The organism is Brucella tritici (assembly GCF_008932285.1).
GTDB classification, from domain to species: domain Bacteria; phylum Pseudomonadota; class Alphaproteobacteria; order Rhizobiales; family Rhizobiaceae; genus Brucella; species Brucella tritici.
In genome coordinates, this window is sequence record NZ_WBVY01000002.1 from 727,283 (window position 1) to 743,554 (window position 16,272).

Below are 16,272 nucleotides of genomic sequence, written 5' to 3' on the forward strand. Positions count from 1 at the left end.
GCGCAAGCAAGGGGACAAGTGACAGGCATGGCAGTGAGCAACAAAGCAAGCATTGACAAGCTGATGGCGGAGCAAGTGCCGAACGACAGCCGGCATGCGCGTCAGCTCGTCCGACGCCAGCAGATTGCGGAAACTGTAATGGCTGAAGGCTCGATGCGTATCGAGGACCTCACTGAACGGTTCGGCATCAGTCTGATGACAGCGCATCGCGACGTCGATGAACTGGTAAGCCGTGGCCTGTTTCGCAAGTCGCGCGGCATCGTGTCGGCTGCGCCCACAAGCCTGATCGAGGCAAGCGATCTTTATCGCGTCACCCGCCAGTCGGAAGAAAAGAAACTGATCGCCGAAGCTGCAATGCAGTTCGTTGAGCCGGGGCAGGCCATTTTCTTCGACGATTCCACCACTGTTCTGCAAATGGTGCCGCATCTTCCGGGCAAGGGGCCGCTCACCGTCATTACAAACTCGCTTATTCTGATGAACGAAGTACGCGACATCAAAGATGTGACGCTGCTCGGTCTTGGCGGTCAGCTCTATAACTGGTGCAACGCATTCGTCGGCGGCATGACGATCCATGAAATTCGTCGTCTTCGCGCCGATGTGGCCTTCATTTCGATTGCAGCGATCACCGACGATCTTCTGTTTCATCAATCACCGGAAATGGTGGAAACCAAGCGTGCCATGCTGGACTGCGCCGCCAAGCGCATCCTTCTGGCCGATCACACAAAATTCGAGCGCCGGGCGCTGCACAATTTCGGGGCGCTCAGCGACTTCGATGTCGTCATCGTGGATGAGGCTACGCCTTTCGCGCATATCGAGCGCATGGAGGCGCAAGGCATCAACGTGGTGGTTGCCCGCGCTGGAACAGGCGGAAAGCAAGAATAGCCCGCGCATATTTATCAGGAATACGATACATGCCTTCTCTGCTCGGAATCGACAGCGGACTGACCGTCACCAAAGCCGTATTGTTCGATATTGACGGAACCACCCTTGCCGTTGCCCGCCGCCGCGTGGCGCAATCCTTTCCGCGCGCCCGCCATGTCGAACGCGACATGGATGAATTCTGGAATGCAACGGCGGATGCGATTGCCGAAGCCATCGCTAAAAGCGGGCGACCTGCTTCCGACATTCTGGCCATTGCCACCACAGCTCATGGTGATGGCATCTATATGCTCGACAAGGATCGCCGACCGCTTGGCGCAGGCATATTGTCGCTCGACAGCCGCGCCGTCGATGTTGCGGAGCGTTGGGTCAATAGCCCCGTTGCAGAGCAGGCCATAACCATCACCGGCCAGCTTCCCCATGCATCGGCACCATCGGCCATTCTGGCTTGGGTGAAAGAAAACGAACCCGAACGCTTTGGCCGCATCGCGCATGTGATCGCCTGCAAGGACTGGCTGCGCTTTTGCCTGACCGGCGATGTGGGCACGGATCGCACTGAAGCCTCGACCTCCTTCACCGATGTCAACACGCAGGAATATTCAAAAGAAGCGCTCGCCCTTTTCGGGCTGGACGCACTTTGGGATGCGTTGCCACCGATGTCGCGTTCCGATGAAATCGTGGGCAGTGTTTCTGTCGAATGCGCACAACGCACCGGCCTCGTTGCCGGAACACCGGTTGTCGGTGGCTTGCACGATGTCACCGCTTCAGCGCTTGGCGTTGGAGGGCTTGGCATCGGCACCGTCGCTGTAGTGGCCGGGACCTATTCCATCAACGAAACATTATCTTCCGAACCGCGTGTCGACAAAAGCTGGTTCTGTCGCAATGGTATTGCGCCGGGCGAATGGAACAATATGTCGATCTCGCCGGCATCGACGGCCAATTACGACTGGTTCCTCGACAAGCTCTGCCCGGCAGAACGGCGCGAGGCAGAGGAAACAGGGCGTTCCATCCACGACATGCTGCGCCCGGAAATCGATACGGCATTGGCGAAGCCTTCGACGGCGATGTTCCATCCCTATCTCTTCGGCTCGCCCTATGGGGCGATGGCGAGCGGTGCGTTTTTCGGTCTGCGCGGCTGGCAGGATCGGGGCGACATGCTGCGCGCCGTGTGGGAAGGCATTGCCTTCAATCATCGCATCCATGTCGATCACCTGAAGGACGGGTTTGCAATCTCCGCTGCGCGCCTCACTGGTGGCGTGTCGCGTAGCCCGGCTTTCGCGCAGATGTTTGCCAATGTTCTCGGCATGCCCGTTACCGTCACGGATACGGACGAGGCCGCCGCCTGGGGTGCTGCCCTTTGCGCTGGCAAGGGCGCTGGTGTTTTTGCCGATGTCTACAGCGACCCGCGCGATCTCGACGCCATAGGCCGCACCTATGAACCGGATGCAGCGCGAAGCGCGCTTTATGAAAAGCGCTATCAGCTTTTCAAGGAGATCGCATCTGCGCTTGGGCCGGTCTGGCCAAAGATCGAAGCTCTTGCGGATTGAAGGACAAGGCGCGATGCGCCACAGACATAAAGACAGTAAGATGAATGACTTCGCAGGCAATGCCGGAATGAAAAGCCGCATCGGACAACTCGAGACCGAGGGCGTAGATGTGCTCATCCTTGGCGCGGGGGTTAACGGAGCAGGCCTTTATCGCGATCTTTGCGAGCAAGGCGTTAGCTGTCTCATTGTCGACAAGGCGGATTTTGGTTCAGGGACAAGTGCTGCGCCGTCGCGGCTTATCCATGGTGGTCTCAAATATCTGGAAACCGGCGAGTTCGGGCTTGTGGCCCAGTCCACCCTCGAGCGCAACCTGCTTCTGAAGAATGCGCCGCACAATGTCGAGCCGCTGCCGACTTTCATTCCTGTCTTCTCATGGACCAAGGGCATCACGGCCGCGCTGCGCACCCTGTTCGGCTCGACGACCGCGCCACGCAGCCGTGGCGCCGTGCTGATCAAGATCGGTCTGGCACTTTACGATTATTTTGGTGCGCGCGAGCGCGTCATGCCACGTCACCGTTTTCTGTTGAAGGAGACGGCGACGAAGGAAATGCCCTATATCACGCCCGCAATCGTGGCGGGCGGCATCTATCATGATGCGAAGGTCAGCCAGCCGGAACGTCTGGTCTATGAACTCGTCAGCGACGGGCTGCGCGCCAATCCGAAAAGCGCTGCCGCCAATTTCACGACGCTGGTTTCCGTCGAGAACGGCCTTATCGGCTTTGAAGGGCCGGATGGCGTAAAATTCGCGGTGAGGCCGAAGCTGGTCATCAATGCGGCTGGGCCATGGATCGACCGGGTCAATGCTGCGCTTGGCAAGCCGACCAAGATGATCGGTGGCACCAAGGGTTCGCATATTCTTGTCGACCACCCCGAACTGGTGAAGAGCCTCAACGGACGAATGATCTATTTCGAGGCGGATGACGGGCGCATCTGTCTCGTCTACGACTATCACGGTCTGGCGCTGGTGGGTTCCACCGACATTCCGTCGGATGATCCGGACAATGTGCGCTGCGATGATCATGAAACCGACTATTTCATCGACAGCCTGCGTTCGCTGCTGCCGAAGCTCACATTCGACCGCAGCCAGATTGTCTACACTTATAGCGGCATTCGTCCACTTCCGGCTTCCAATGCTTCCGAACCGGGTTTGATCAGTCGCGATCATTCCGCACCCGTCATCGAGCCGGATGACAATCGGCCATTCGCGATCATTTCACTCGTCGGCGGCAAGTGGACCACATTCCGCGGCTTTGCCGAGGAAGTGGCCGACAAGGTTCTGGGCCGGTTCGACAAGACGCGGCAGGTTTCAACGCGCAACCTCCCTATAGGCGGCGGCAGGGACTATCCGTCCGATGATCGCGCCCGCAAGGCTTGGGTGACAAAATATGCCACCGAAACAAAGTTGTCTGCCGCACGGGTTGAGACATTGTTGAAGCGCTATGGCAGCACGGCCTTGCCGATCCTCCGGGAGGAAGCAGAAGCAACGGTCGCGATGCTGCCTGAAACCGACACGGTCAGCGCGACGGAAATCGCATGGATCGCACGCAACGAGCTTGTCGTGCATCTGGCGGACGTCGTTTTGCGGCGCACCACACTTGCAATCGACGGGGCGCTGACGACCGGCAATCTCGCTGCAATCGCTGATATTCTGGCGCGGGAGCTTGGCTGGGACGATGCGCGCAAGGCGCAGGAAATCGAAGCGGTCAACACAGAACTTGCGAAACGGCATAACGTGATTTTGCAGCGGAACCCTGCCAAAAGGCGCTGAACAGTCCGTGAAGTTGATCTATGTTGCGTTGTGAACAGGAAAGGAAACGCCTCATGGATATCAAGCGAAACGGAACCGATCCTTCGGGAAAAGGCCCAGCCGACTGGTTTACGGGCAATGTCCGTATCGATCCGCTGTTTTCTCCCAATAATGCCCGGCGTGCTGCGGCTGCGACCGTAACCTTTGAGCCCGGCGCACGCACTGCCTGGCACACGCATCCGCTTGGCCAGACCCTGATCGTGACCGCCGGGCTTGGCCTTGTGCAGCGCGAAGGCGGACCGATTGAGGAAATCCGGCCCGGCGATGTGGTCTGGTTTGAGCCGGGCGAGAAACACTGGCACGGCGCATCCGCGAGCAATGCCATGACCCATATAGCCATTCAGGAACAGCTCGACGGCAAAGTCGTCGACTGGATGGAGCATGTCAGCGACGTGCAATATGGCGGTGGCAAATAAATTTCGCCCTGGTTTTGCGCAGCTTTCAGAAATCGACCCGACTGATCAATGGTCAAAGGTTGCGCAAAACGCAAAGATGATTGCGCATATTGCGAACAGGCATTTCCTGTTTCCCCTATCATGTTGTTCTCAATAAAAACAAAGGGGAGAAGGTAATGAAACACATCGTTCTTTTGCTTGCAGCAAGCGTCGCCAGCCTTGCCAGCGTGCAGGCGCATGCCGCTGAAGGCGCAAACTGCAAGGCACCCAAATTCTCCGATGTCGGCTGGACCGACATTACTGCAACGACAGCGCTCGCTTCTTTGCTGCTTGAAAAAGCCGGGTATGAGCCGCAGACAACCATTCTTTCCGTGCCGGTCACCTTCCAGTCTCTGGAAAATGGACAGATCGATATTTTCCTCGGCAACTGGATGCCGCTTCAGGAAGAAGCGCGCAAACCCTATATCGAAGGAAAGAAGGTCGAGCAGGCTGGCGTCAATCTCGAAGGCGCCAAGATTGGTCTTGCAGCAACAGGCAAGGATATCGGCATCAAGAACTACTCTGATATCGCGAAGTTCAAGGATCAGCTTGGCGGCAAGATCTACGGTATTGAGGCTGGCAGCAGCGCCAACGCCACGATCCAGTCGATGATCGAGAAGGACAAGTTTGGCCTGAAAGATTTCCAGCTCGCGGAATCGAGCGAGCAGGCCATGCTTTCGCAGGTTCAAAACGCGGTGCGCAAGGATGAGCCCGTTGTGTTTTTCGCCTGGACGCCGCATCCGATGAATATTCGCTACAAGCTCACCTATCTGGAAAATGGCGAAAACCTGTTCGGACCGGATGATGGTGCCGCGACCGTCGAAACATTGACCCGCAAGGGCTATGCAGCGGATTGCCCCAATGTCTCACGCTTTCTGTCGAACCTGAAGTTTAGCACGGAGATGGAAAGCACGATGATGAACATGATCCTGAATGACAGCATGGAAGCCAAGGACGCCGTCACGAAATGGATCAAGGATAATCCGGCGCAGCTTGATGCTTGGCTTGATGGCGTGACCACTTTCGACGGCAAGCCCGCGCTCGCAGAGGTGAAGTCGGGGCTTGGTCTGTAAGAAACCCGTCCGCTATTGCCGCAGTTTGCTCGGCGACTGACCGAAATGCCGCTTGAAAGCGCGCGACAGCGAACTGATCGACGAAAAGCCGGTCTGTTCCGCTGTATCCGCCATGGAAAGATGTGTATCGAGGATCAGCCGCCGGGCCGCTTTCAGCCGAAGCGACAGGTAGTAATTGCCCGGTGACTGCCCGATCACATTGGCGAACAGCAATTCAAGGCTGCGCGTTGAAAGCCCAAGTCTTCGGGCGATGCTCGACACGGGGATCGGGCGGTCGATATGGGTTTCCATGATTTTTATGGCATCTGCCAGTCGCGGTTCGCGGTTAAGCAAACGGCCAAGGGATACCAGCGGCTGTGCGTCGGAAGCCTGTTTCACCTCGTCGTAGATGTAGAGACTGGCCACATCCAGCGCGATGGAATAGCCGTGGCGGGCGCGAATGAGCGCCAGCATCATGTCAAGCGCCGGTGCCGCACCTCCGGTTGTCAGAAAAGCTCCATCCCGCACCCAACGATCCGATTGCATTTCGACTTCCGGGAAGCGCTGCGAGAATGCTTCCATGTCTTCCCAGTGCGTCGTTGCCTTGCGTCCGTTCAGCAATCCCGCCTTTGCCAGCACCCACGACCCGGCTTCCACACCCACAACGAGTTTCGATTGCTTGGCCGCCTGGCGCAGCTTGGCGAGAAGCTTCGGCGTCGCATGTTCCAGCGCATGAAAAGCGCTGACGATAATAAGAATATCCTGCGCGCCAGCCTCGAAACGGCCATTGGCCGCAACTTTGAGGCCGCTGGATGTGACGGGATCGCTGCCGTCCGGCGACACCACCCGCCAGCGATAAAGCGAGCGGCCCGTCACGCGGTTGGCGCCGCGCATCGGGTCCAGCGTTGCAGCCAGTGACATAAGCGAACAATCCGGCAGGACCAGCAGGGTAACGCTCAGTTCTTCGTCGGAGGGTTCAAAGATCATGCACTTCGCTCTTCGCCAAATAGATTTCGTAAAATGATAATCCCGGCATTTCGCGACCTGTCAAGCTCGGCAAAAATTGAGGGAAACGATCATGCCTTTAAAGCCCGCCCGCGAAATATTCATCACCGCCGCCGTCACCGGTGCCGGAGCCACCACGCACCGCTCGAACAAGGTGCCGATCACGCCGCGCCAGATCGCGGATGCGGCCATTGAGAGTGCCGAAGCGGGTGCCGCTGTCGCGCATATTCATGCGCGCGATCCGGAAACGGGTGAGCCATCGCGCAAGCTGGAGCTTTTCCGCGAGGTTGTGGACCACATCCGGGCGTCTGGTGTCGATATCGTGTTGAACCTGACGGCAGGTGTCGGCGGCGATCTGGTCTTTGGGTCGGCAGAAGCCCCGCTGCCGCCCGATGCCGCCAAGACCGATATGGCGGGTGCAACGGAACGGCTTGCCCATGTTGCTGAACTCTTGCCGGAAATCTGCACGCTGGATTGCGGTACGATGAATTTCGGCGAGGGCGATTACGTGATGACCAACACGCCCGCCATGCTCAGGGAAATGGCCGGGCAGATACAGCGGCTTGGCGTGCGTCCGGAGATCGAGATTTTCGACACCGGCCATCTGCCGCTCGCCCAATGGCTGCAACAGCAGGGCCTGCTTGATGACCCGGTTCTGGTGCAATTATGCATGGGTATTCCATGGGGCGCGCCGGACGATCTGGCGACGCTGGTATCCATCCTCCACAACCTGCCGGATAACTGGATTTTCTCGGCGTTCTCCATTGGCCGTAATCAGTTGCCTTATGCGGCCCTTGCCGTGCTGGCGGGTGGCAATATCCGTGTGGGGCTCGAAGACAATATCTGGCTCGACAAGGGCGTTCTGGCGTCGAATGGCGATCTGGTCGAACGGGCCAAAGCCATCGCCGTCAATATGGGAACGAAGGTTCTGACGCCTGCAGAAGTCCGCGAAAAACTCAAGCTTACAAAGCGCTGGTGAAATCCATGAACAGCCATTCTCCCAAGATTGCCTGCATCGGCAGCGGCGTCATCGGCAGCGGCTGGGCCGCACGCTTTCTGCTGAACGGTTTCGACGTTGCCGTTTACGATCCGTCGCCCGATGCAAAGGCGACGACCGAACACATTCTCGATAATGCGCGCAAGGCGCTGGCGGCGCTGACCACCGTGCGCCTTCCGCAGGAGGGGCAACTGTCCTTTTCCGCTTCGCTGGCGGAGGCGGTGGCAGGCGCGGCGCTTGTTCAGGAAAGCGTGCCCGAGCGTCTTGACCTGAAACTTGCCGTGCTGGCGGAGATTGAAGCCGCTTGTGCAGACGATGCACTGATCGCGTCTTCCACCTCCGGTTTTCTTCCAAGCAAGTTGCAGGCTGGGTTACGGCATCCGGAGCGCCTCTTGATCGCGCATCCCTACAATCCCGTTTACCTGCTCCCGCTGGTGGAACTCGTTCCCGGCGAAAAGACCGCAGCCGCAACGATTGACAGCGCTTCCATACTCTATCGCCAGACCGGCATGGAGCCGGTCGTGCTCGAAAAGGAGATCGACGCTTTTGTTGGCGACCGGCTTCTGGAAGCGCTGTGGCGCGAGGCATTGTGGCTCGTGCGTGACGGTATCGCCACGGTCGAGCAGATCGACGATATCATCCGCTATTCGTTCGGGCTTCGCTGGGCGCAGATGGGGCTGTTCCAGACCTATCGCATTGCCGGTGGTCCGGCAGGCATGCGGCACTTCCTCGCCCAGTTCGGGCCTGCGCTGCAATGGCCATGGACGAAGCTGACAGATGTACCCGATCTCGATGACAGCCTCATCAACCGCATCGCGGACCAGTCGGACGCGCAAAATGAAGGGCTTTCAATTCGCGATCTGGAGCGGATTCGTGACGAAAATCTGGTCGCGATCATTCGCGCTCTCGCGCATCAGCAGAACGGCAAGGGTTGGGGCGCGGGCGCACTTCTCAACGCCTATACAGCACGACTCGATGCGGCTGCGGGTTCTTCCAAGGCAGGTTCCGGTCCATTGCGCCTTCTGGATGCGCGCGTCATCCCGGAATGGATCGACTATAACGGACATATGACCGAGCATCGTTATCTTGATGTATTTGGCCAGACGACGGACAGGTTTCTGGCGCATATCGGTGTGGACGAAGCCTATCTGAAATCCGGTCACAGCTACTATACGGTCGAAACCCATATCATGCATCGCGGCGAGGCCAAGGCAGGCGATGCGCTGCATGTCGAAACGCAGTTGCTCTCCTTTGACGAGAAGCGCGTGCATGTCTTTCACAGTCTGAGGCGGGACGATACGGAGATTGCCAGCGCCGAGCAGATGTTGCTGCATGTCGACAGCAAGGCGGGCAAGGCGGTCGCTGCGAAGGCCGAAATTCTGTCCGTATTGGAGGGGCTTTCTCATGCACACCGCGAGATGCCGACACCGATTGCTGTCGGTCGGCATGTTGGAAGACGAGGCTGAACGACGTCTATAATTCTCAGTAGGATCCAAGGTGCTGATCCAAGATCGGTGCTTTGGGTTCTGTCATGCTTGACATTTAATCAATCGATTGATTAAATAATGGCATGAGCAAAACGAAACATACAGGGCAAGAGCCTCCGTCACCTTCGGTCGATCAGACGCGGATGGCGCTGATCCATGCGGCCTTGCAAATGTTTGGTTCGAAGGGCTTTGATGCCACATCGACCCGCGAGATTGCCGGGATGGCCAAGGCGAATATCGGTTCCATTGCCTATCATTTCGGCGGCAAGGAAGGGCTGCGACTGGCGGCGGCAGACTATATTGTCGAAACGATACAGGGCATTGCGGGGCAGGCGCTCGGGCACCACGGTGTGATCAGTGCACCTGCCGAAACGAAGGAGACGGCCCGCCAGCAGCTTGGTCTGGCGCTGGAGCGGATGACGTATTTCATCGTCGCACAACCGCAATCCGGCGAGATCGTCCAGTTCCTTTTGCGTGAGTTGGCGCATCCGACGGCGGCGCTCGATCGCATCTATTCCGGTGTTTTCGAGCCAACGCACAAAAGGCTGTGCGCCATCTGGGAAGTCGCGACGGGCGAACCTGCCGAGAGCGAGGCTACGCGGCTTCTCGTCTTCACCCTGCTTGGGCAGGTTGTTTATTTCCGCATTGGCCGGGAGGCGGTGAAACGGCGCATGGGCTGGTCCACAATGGGTGCGGAAGAGGCGGCGGCTGTTGCGGCAATCGCACGCCAGAATCTCATGGCTATTCTTGCAGCGAAGGACGCCGCCAAAAACGGCGAGGTGTTGGCATGAGTATTCTCTGTATGGTTCCTTTTGCGTCCTACCTTTTCGCCGCATGCAGCGCGCAGCCTCTTGCTGTTGGTTATGTTGAGGGTGAATTCGTGCAGCTTGCACCGCTGGACGTGGCGCAGGTTCAGTCCGTTGCCGTCAGGCGTGGTGATCGCGTTGAACCGGGCAAGCCGATAGCAAAGACGGAAGATGCGGACGCAAAGATTACGGTCGCGCAGGCTGAGGCTGCATTGGCGCAGGCACGCGCGCAACTGGCGGATTTGCAGGTTGGCAAGCGTCCCGATGAAATTGCAGTTCTGGATGCGGCCGTCAGGACAGCAAAGGCACAGGCAGACGATGCCCAGAGAACGCTTTTGCGTACGCAGGACCTGACGAAACGCGGGGTGATGACGCAGGCACAGCTTGACGACGCGGCCACCAAGGTGGAAGTGGCTGAGGCCTCGATCAATCAGGCCACAGCCAATCTGGCGGTTGGTCGCTTGCCCGCGCGCCCGGAAGAGATCAAGGCGGCGGAAAATGCCGTCAAGAGCGCCGAAGCGCAGCTGGATTCCGCACGCTGGCATCTGACCAAGCGAACGATTGAAGCACCTGCACCGGGCCGGATCACCGATGTCATCCGTAATCCGGGCGATATTGCGGGTCCGTCCGCACCGGTTTTGACGATGCTGCCCGATGGTGCAGTCAAGCTGAAGGTCTATATTCCGGAAGACAAGTTTTCGGCGGTGCGGGTGGGCGATATGCTGTCCGTGCGCTGCGATGGTTGCGCGCCCGGCCTGCAAGCGCGTGTGAGCTATGTTTCGCCCGATCCCGAGTTCACACCGCCCGTCATCTACTCGCTTGAAACGCGCCAGAAGCTTGTCTATCTCGTCGAGGCGCATCCGGTCGATCCCGCATCGCCTCTGCAGCCCGGCCAGATCGTGGATGTCGATCTGGCTGCCCGATAGGCGGAGGCGGCAATGGCGAACGCTATCGATGTCAAAGGTCTCGTCAAGCGGTTCGGTGACGCTACGGTCGTCGATCATGTGAGCATGTCGGTGGCCGAGGGCGAGATTGTCGGCTTTCTGGGGCCGAACGGTTCGGGCAAGACGACCACGATCCGCATGATGTGCGGGCTGCTGACGCCCGACGAGGGCGAAGGGAAGGTGCTGGGTTTCGATCTTCGTACCGAAGGGCTGAAGATCAAGCGCGAAGTCGGTTACATGACGCAGCGTTTTTCATTCTATGAAGACCTGACCATTGCCGAGAACCTTGAGTTCGTTGCGCGTCTCTATCGGTTGAAGCCGGTGAAGGAGCATGTGGCACGGACACTTGAGGAACTGGGCCTGACATCACGCGGAGACCAACTGGCGGGCACGCTTTCCGGCGGCTGGAAGCAGCGGTTGGCACTGGCAGCCTGTATCATGCACAAGCCAAAGCTTCTGCTGCTGGACGAGCCGACCGCCGGGGTCGATCCGAAGGCGCGGCGCGACTTCTGGGACGAGATACATCGCCTCGCCGATGGCGGGCTGACTGTGCTTGTTTCGACCCATTACATGGATGAAGCCGAACGCTGCCACCGCATCAGCTATATTTCCTACGGCAAGCTTCTGGCCACGGGCACCGTCCGGGACGTTATCGATAAGGCAGGGCTAACGACCTTCATCGTCAACGGTCCGAGGCTTGGCGAAGTGGCGCGCGAACTGGAAGGTGAACCGGGTGTCGAGCAGGTCGCGCCATTCGGTGCGACACTGCACGTCGTGGGGTCCGACAGGGTGAAGCTTGAGGCAGCTCTGGAAAAGATCAGGCACCGGGAGGGCGTTACCGTCGAGGCTGGTGAAACCAGCCTAGAGGATGTGTTCATCCAGTTCATGGCCAATGCCCAGGATAATATGTCGAAGGGCAGAAATTCCGGGAGCGGCAAATAATGAATGGCTGGTTCTCGTTCGAGCGTCTTGGCGCAATGCTGGTGAAGGAATTCATCCAGATGCGGCGTGACCGCATTACCTTCGCCATGATGCTGGTCGTGCCGCTGATGCAACTGCTGCTCTTTGGCTTTGCCATCAACAATGATCCGAAAAGCCTGCCGAGCGCGCTGGTCGTGACCAGCCAGGATCATTATACGCGCGCCATGATTTCCGCTCTGGAAGCCACAGGCTATTATCGTTTCGACCATGTCGTGCAAAGTGCGGCGGAAGCCGAGGCGCTGATTGCCAATGGCACGGTTTCCTTCGTGGTGACGATCCCGTCGGACTTTGCAAGACGTGTCGATGCAGGCGAACAGCCGCAGATTCTGATCGAGGCGGATGCGACCGATCCATCGGTGGCAAGCGGTGCCATTTCCACGCTTGGAACCGTCGCAAGTCAGGCGCTTCTGCGTGAACAGGGCAAGCAGGCTGAGGCTGCAGATGCCGCGCGAAGCCAGCTACAGGTCATTGTGCATCGGCGTTATAATCCGGAAGGCGTGTCGCAGTATAATATCGTTCCCGGTCTGTTGGGCGTCATCCTGCAAATGACCATGGTAATGATGACAGCCATGGCGCTGACCCGCGAGACCGAACGCGGCACGATGGAAAACCTGCTTGCAATGCCAGCCATGCCCGCCGAAATCATGCTGGGCAAGGTTCTGCCATTTCTGGTCGTCGGCGGCGTGCAGGTCGTGGTCGTGCTGGTCGCGGCCAAGCTTCTGTTCGGTGTGCCTTTTGTGGGATCGCTGGCGCTTCTGCTGACCTGCGTTCTGATCTTCGTCCTGTCGCTGGTCCTGCTCGGCTACACGATCTCGACAGCTTCGCGCACGCAGATGCAGGCCATGCAGCTTACCTTCTTCTTCTTCCTGCCATCGCTGATGTTGTCCGGTTTCATGTTCCCGTTTCGGGGTATGCCCAATTGGGCGCAGGCGCTGGGCGAGATTTTTCCGCTGACGCATTTTCTGCGGATCGTCCGTGCCGTCATGCTTAAGGGCGCCCACCTTTCCGACATTGCCGGAGAAGTGAACGCCCTCATATTCTTCGTGTTCCTGTTTGCGTCGCTGGCGCTTCTGCGCTTCAGGAGAACGTTGGATTAGCAGGCTGATGGAGCCAGCGCTGTTTTCGGGCGGCGAGACAGTGTGAACAACAGTCCTGCCGCTGCCAGAAGGCCGCCTGCGACCGGAATGGCTGCATAACCATAGCCTGCGCTGATGACGCCGCCGCCAAGGGCCGCGCCCACTGCATTGCCGAGGTTGAACGCGCCGATATTGATCGACGATGCCAGCCCCGGTGCTTCCGACGCAGCCTGCATCACGCGGGTTTGAACCGGAGGAACGATGGCGAAAGCCGCCGCACCCCAGGCGAGCAGGCCGATTGCCGCACCGGTATGACTTCCCAGCAGGAACGGCAGTACCAGACTGATGATGGCAAGTGCTGCAAGAAATATCCGCGTAGCACCATTGAGCGACCAGTCTGCGAGGCGTCCGCCGAGTGCGTTGCCAATCGTGAAGCCCACGCCGATAAGAATGAGCGCCAGCGTCACGAAACCTTCCGAAGCGCTGGTAAGGTCGGCCAGTACAGGTGCTACATAGGTGTAGAGCGTGAACATGGCGCCCGCGCCCATGACGGTCGTTGCGAGCGACATCAGCACGGTCGGCCGCATCAAAACGCCAAGCTCACGACGGATGTCGGGCATCTTGCCTGCCTCGCCGCGCGGCAGTGAAAGCCAGAGCGCGGTGATGGCGAGCAGACCCAGAACAGCAGTACCGGCAAATGACATCCGCCAGCCGATCTGCTGGCCGATCCAGGTCGCAGCCGGGACGCCGCCGATATTGGCAATTGTCAGACCCATGAACATGGTGGCAACGGCGCTTGCCCGCTTTTCAGGCGGTACAACGCTGGCTGCAACAATGGAGCCAAGCCCGAAAAATGCACCGTGATTGAGGCTCGTTACCAGGCGCGCTGCAAGCAGCGTCCAATAATCCGGTGCGAGAGCCGAAAGGATATTGCCAAGCGTGAAAATACCCATCAGCAGCATCAGTGCCGTGCGTTTGCCGAACCGCCCGAAGGCAAGCGTCATGATCGGTGCGCCAACCATCACGCCGATGGCATAGGCGCTGACCAGAAGGCCGGCGGTCGGGATGGAAACGTCAACCCCGTCGGCAATGACCGGCAGCAGACCCATAGGTGCAAATTCAGTGGTGCCAATACCGAAGGCACCGATTGCAAGCGCCAGAAGCGGCCAGTTGAAACCGGCCACCTTCGTCGCGCTGTCGTGAGACGTCATCGTACTCATCATAGTCTCCGTTATTTGTCCCAGACTGGAGCCAGACCTTCAGGGCTGACCAGTCGTCCATCGGGGCGAGCGAGTTTGGAAATCGCCGTCATGTCTTCTGCACTGAGCTCAAAGTCGAATATGTCGAAATTTTCAGCGACACGTTCAGGCTTGGCCGTCTTGGAAAGGGCGATGAAGCCGCGTTCTATCAGCCAGCGCAGACCGACCTGAGCGGCAGTCTTGCCGTATCGGGCGCCAATGGCCTGCAAGATGGGGTCGCGCGGCACTGCGCCATCAGCCATGCCGTAATAGGCGGTGATGGCAAGGCCTGCTGTCTTTGCGGCCTCTGCTACGGCATTCTGGTCGAGATAGGGATGAACTTCGATCTGGTTGGTGACGATGGGCGCGGCACTGCGAAGGACGGACTCTTTCATCTGCGCGACATTCTGATTGCTCACGCCGATGAAGCGCGTCTTGCCTGCCGCTTGCACCGTGTTCAGCATGTCTATCTGGTCGGCAATAGCCACCTTGTCGGCAGGCCAGTGCAGAAGCAGGAGGTCGACCTGATCCACCTTGAGCTTGTCGAGGCTTTCGTCGACGGATGTGCTGAATTTTTCGGGGCTATAATTATCGACCCAGACTTTCGTGGTGAGGAACAGGTCTTCGCGTCGCGCGCCTGCCTTTTCCAGTGCACGCCCGAGAGCGGCCTCGTTCTGGTAGATCTGCGCCGTGTCGAAATGGCGGAAGCCAGCTTCCAGCGCCGCCGGAATGACGTTTTCCACTTCCGCGTCCGTCATGCGGAAAACGCCGAAGCCGAGCGCGGGTATGGCCGCGCCATGTGCGTTCACGATTTTCATATTATCTCCTGTCGATTGGCCTTCGGCGTTTCGCGGGGAGCGCGAGCTTGGGAGGCTCATGCTTCGGGCCGTCATCTTATTGATCGTGTACCAAGCAATTTTCGGTCAGGTTTGATTTCGTGAAGCAGAAATAGGATAATCGCGTGGGCTTGAAAATCCGCTCGGAATCCACATTATCTGTGAAACAGTTTCACAGATGGAGCGGGCGATGGATAATCGCGTTGGCGAAATGCAGGTCTTTTTGCGGGTGGTGGAAACAGGCAGTTTCTCCGAAGCAGCCCGTCTTTTGCGCATGAATCCTTCGACCATCAGCAAGCTCATATCCCGTATCGAAGCAAGGCTCGGCGTGCGGCTTTTGGAACGCTCGTCCCGCCGCCTGTCGCTGACGACCGAGGGGCAGATTTATTATGAGCGTAGTCAGGGGCTGCTGCGCGATTTCGAGGAAGTCGAACGCGAGCTTTCGCAGGGCTCTGCGAGCACGGGCGGTACGGTCCGCGTCAATGCATCGGTGGCATTGGGCACGCTGGCGCTGGAGCCTTTGTTGCCAGAATTTCTGTCGGCCTATCCGAATATCGTGATCGACCTGTCCCTGTCGGATGAGCTGGTCGACCTTTATCTCGATCGCACCGACGTGGCTTTCCGCATCGGCACCTTGCCCAATTCCAGCATGATGGCGCGCAAGCTCGGAACGGCCCGGCGCAAGATCGTGGCGGCCCCTGCCTATCTGGAACGCTGCGGTACGCCGTTGACCATAGACGACCTTGCCGACCACAATTGCATCGGTTTCAATTTCCGCCGTGCCGCACCCGTCTGGCCGTTGAAGGAAAGCGGTCGCATCGTGGATCGCGCGGTCTATGGTTCGCTATTGGCCAATAATGGGGAGACGGTCCGGCGCATGGCAGTCGCGGGACTGGGGCTCGCTCGGATCGGCGATTATCACGCGCGGAACGACCTCGCGTCTGGCGCATTGGTAGAGGTTCTGGCCGAGGCGGTCGAAAACGATATAGAGGAAGTACACGCCGTATTTCTTGGCGGCGCGCGACTGCCGCAGCGGGTCCGTGTTTTCCTTGATTTTGTGGTGCCCCGTCTGCAGACCTATCTTGCAGCCTAGTAGGGCTGATTTGCTCGAATCATCGGCGATGATGCTCGGAAACGTCGAATTTCCGGTGCAAAACACGTGCTTCATCCAAAATAATTAGGT

At 58.6% G+C, this 16,272-nt stretch carries 15 protein-coding genes; 12 read left to right on the plus strand and 3 right to left on the minus strand.

Annotated features, from left to right (window positions below; genetic code table 11):
* The first annotated feature begins 27 nt into the window (after window positions 1-27).
* The 5 genes from F9K94_RS08730 (at window position 28) to choX (ending at window position 5,740) form a co-directional block, all read left to right on the plus strand.
* Window positions 28-882, plus strand: coding sequence for a DeoR/GlpR family DNA-binding transcription regulator (locus F9K94_RS08730; protein ID WP_151556997.1), 855 nt, complete (start codon window positions 28-30; stop codon window positions 880-882).
* Between the two features lie 29 nt (window positions 883-911).
* Window positions 912-2,426, plus strand: coding sequence for an FGGY-family carbohydrate kinase (locus F9K94_RS08735; protein ID WP_151644973.1), 1,515 nt, complete (start codon window positions 912-914; stop codon window positions 2,424-2,426).
* Window positions 2,427-2,466: 40 nt separating this feature from the next.
* The gene (locus tag F9K94_RS08740; RefSeq protein WP_151644975.1) at window positions 2,467-4,194 is read left to right on the plus strand and encodes a glycerol-3-phosphate dehydrogenase/oxidase; all 1,728 of its coding nucleotides are present in this window, start codon (window positions 2,467-2,469) and stop codon (window positions 4,192-4,194) included.
* A 53-nt stretch (window positions 4,195-4,247) separates the two neighbouring features.
* Window positions 4,248-4,649, plus strand: a complete 402-nt coding sequence (locus tag F9K94_RS08745) for a (R)-mandelonitrile lyase (protein ID WP_011982660.1) — start codon at window positions 4,248-4,250, stop codon at window positions 4,647-4,649.
* A gap of 155 nt (window positions 4,650-4,804) precedes the next feature.
* Window positions 4,805-5,740: a choline ABC transporter substrate-binding protein gene (choX, locus tag F9K94_RS08750; RefSeq protein ID WP_151644977.1), complete on the plus strand. Its 936-nt coding sequence runs from the start codon at window positions 4,805-4,807 to the stop codon at window positions 5,738-5,740.
* Window positions 5,741-5,752: 12 nt separating this feature from the next.
* Here choX and F9K94_RS08755 read toward each other — a convergent pair whose 3' ends face one another.
* Window positions 5,753-6,706: a GlxA family transcriptional regulator gene (locus F9K94_RS08755; RefSeq protein ID WP_151644979.1), complete on the minus strand. Its 954-nt coding sequence runs from the start codon at window positions 6,704-6,706 to the stop codon at window positions 5,753-5,755.
* Window positions 6,707-6,797: 91 nt separating this feature from the next.
* Between F9K94_RS08755 and F9K94_RS08760 the strand changes: the two genes are divergently transcribed.
* The 6 genes from F9K94_RS08760 to F9K94_RS08785 all read left to right on the plus strand — a co-directional run bounded on the left by F9K94_RS08760 (window position 6,798) and on the right by F9K94_RS08785 (window position 13,036).
* Window positions 6,798-7,703 (plus strand): BKACE family enzyme, encoded by a 906-nt coding sequence (locus tag F9K94_RS08760; protein ID WP_151644981.1) that lies wholly within the window; start codon window positions 6,798-6,800, stop codon window positions 7,701-7,703.
* A 5-nt stretch (window positions 7,704-7,708) separates the two neighbouring features.
* Window positions 7,709-9,187 carry a carnitine 3-dehydrogenase gene (locus F9K94_RS08765; RefSeq protein ID WP_151644983.1) on the plus strand — a complete coding sequence of 493 codons (1,479 nt, stop codon included), beginning with the start codon at window positions 7,709-7,711 and terminating at the stop codon, window positions 9,185-9,187.
* A 104-nt stretch (window positions 9,188-9,291) separates the two neighbouring features.
* Entirely contained in the window at window positions 9,292-9,999 is a 708-nt protein-coding gene (locus F9K94_RS08770; protein WP_151644985.1) for a DUF1956 domain-containing protein, read from the plus strand.
* Window positions 9,996-10,940 (plus strand): HlyD family secretion protein, encoded by a 945-nt coding sequence (locus F9K94_RS08775; RefSeq protein WP_151644987.1) that lies wholly within the window; start codon window positions 9,996-9,998, stop codon window positions 10,938-10,940. Before F9K94_RS08770 ends, F9K94_RS08775 begins: the two co-directional genes overlap by 4 nt.
* A gap of 12 nt (window positions 10,941-10,952) precedes the next feature.
* Complete coding sequence (locus tag F9K94_RS08780; RefSeq protein ID WP_151644989.1) at window positions 10,953-11,900, plus strand: ABC transporter ATP-binding protein; 948 nt, start codon at window positions 10,953-10,955, stop codon at window positions 11,898-11,900.
* Entirely contained in the window at window positions 11,900-13,036 is a 1,137-nt protein-coding gene (locus tag F9K94_RS08785) for an ABC transporter permease (protein WP_151644991.1), read from the plus strand. Before F9K94_RS08780 ends, F9K94_RS08785 begins: the two co-directional genes overlap by 1 nt.
* On the opposite strand, the gene F9K94_RS08790 is transcribed toward F9K94_RS08785, so the two are convergent.
* Both F9K94_RS08790 and F9K94_RS08795 read right to left on the minus strand, forming a co-directional pair.
* Entirely contained in the window at window positions 13,033-14,235 is a 1,203-nt protein-coding gene (locus F9K94_RS08790) for an MFS transporter (RefSeq protein ID WP_151644993.1), read from the minus strand. The two genes, F9K94_RS08785 and F9K94_RS08790, sit on opposite strands and share 4 nt — an antisense overlap.
* Before the next feature lie 11 nt (window positions 14,236-14,246).
* Window positions 14,247-15,071, minus strand: a complete 825-nt coding sequence (locus F9K94_RS08795) for an aldo/keto reductase (RefSeq protein WP_151644995.1) — start codon at window positions 15,069-15,071, stop codon at window positions 14,247-14,249.
* Window positions 15,072-15,279: 208 nt separating this feature from the next.
* Between F9K94_RS08795 and F9K94_RS08800 the strand changes: the two genes are divergently transcribed.
* The gene (locus F9K94_RS08800) at window positions 15,280-16,182 is read left to right on the plus strand and encodes a LysR family transcriptional regulator (RefSeq protein ID WP_061346684.1); all 903 of its coding nucleotides are present in this window, start codon (window positions 15,280-15,282) and stop codon (window positions 16,180-16,182) included.
* The last annotated feature ends 90 nt before the right edge of the window (window positions 16,183-16,272 follow it).

What these genes read in the sequence shown, in the direction of transcription:
- F9K94_RS08730 (WP_151556997.1), top strand. Translation starts at nt 28, where the DNA reads ATGGCAGTGAGCAACAAAGCAAGCATTGACAAGCTGATGGCGGAGCAA.
- F9K94_RS08735 (WP_151644973.1), top strand. Translation starts at nt 912, where the DNA reads ATGCCTTCTCTGCTCGGAATCGACAGCGGACTGACCGTCACCAAAGCC.
- F9K94_RS08740 (WP_151644975.1), top strand. Translation starts at nt 2,467, where the DNA reads ATGAATGACTTCGCAGGCAATGCCGGAATGAAAAGCCGCATCGGACAA.
- F9K94_RS08745 (WP_011982660.1), top strand. Translation starts at nt 4,248, where the DNA reads ATGGATATCAAGCGAAACGGAACCGATCCTTCGGGAAAAGGCCCAGCC.
- choX (WP_151644977.1), top strand. Translation starts at nt 4,805, where the DNA reads ATGAAACACATCGTTCTTTTGCTTGCAGCAAGCGTCGCCAGCCTTGCC.
- F9K94_RS08755 (WP_151644979.1), bottom strand. Translation starts at nt 6,706, where the DNA reads ATGATCTTTGAACCCTCCGACGAAGAACTGAGCGTTACCCTGCTGGTC.
- F9K94_RS08760 (WP_151644981.1), top strand. Translation starts at nt 6,798, where the DNA reads ATGCCTTTAAAGCCCGCCCGCGAAATATTCATCACCGCCGCCGTCACC.
- F9K94_RS08765 (WP_151644983.1), top strand. Translation starts at nt 7,709, where the DNA reads ATGAACAGCCATTCTCCCAAGATTGCCTGCATCGGCAGCGGCGTCATC.
- F9K94_RS08770 (WP_151644985.1), top strand. Translation starts at nt 9,292, where the DNA reads ATGAGCAAAACGAAACATACAGGGCAAGAGCCTCCGTCACCTTCGGTC.
- F9K94_RS08775 (WP_151644987.1), top strand. Translation starts at nt 9,996, where the DNA reads ATGAGTATTCTCTGTATGGTTCCTTTTGCGTCCTACCTTTTCGCCGCA.
- F9K94_RS08780 (WP_151644989.1), top strand. Translation starts at nt 10,953, where the DNA reads ATGGCGAACGCTATCGATGTCAAAGGTCTCGTCAAGCGGTTCGGTGAC.
- F9K94_RS08785 (WP_151644991.1), top strand. Translation starts at nt 11,900, where the DNA reads ATGAATGGCTGGTTCTCGTTCGAGCGTCTTGGCGCAATGCTGGTGAAG.
- F9K94_RS08790 (WP_151644993.1), bottom strand. Translation starts at nt 14,235, where the DNA reads ATGAGTACGATGACGTCTCACGACAGCGCGACGAAGGTGGCCGGTTTC.
- F9K94_RS08795 (WP_151644995.1), bottom strand. Translation starts at nt 15,071, where the DNA reads ATGAAAATCGTGAACGCACATGGCGCGGCCATACCCGCGCTCGGCTTC.
- F9K94_RS08800 (WP_061346684.1), top strand. Translation starts at nt 15,280, where the DNA reads ATGGATAATCGCGTTGGCGAAATGCAGGTCTTTTTGCGGGTGGTGGAA.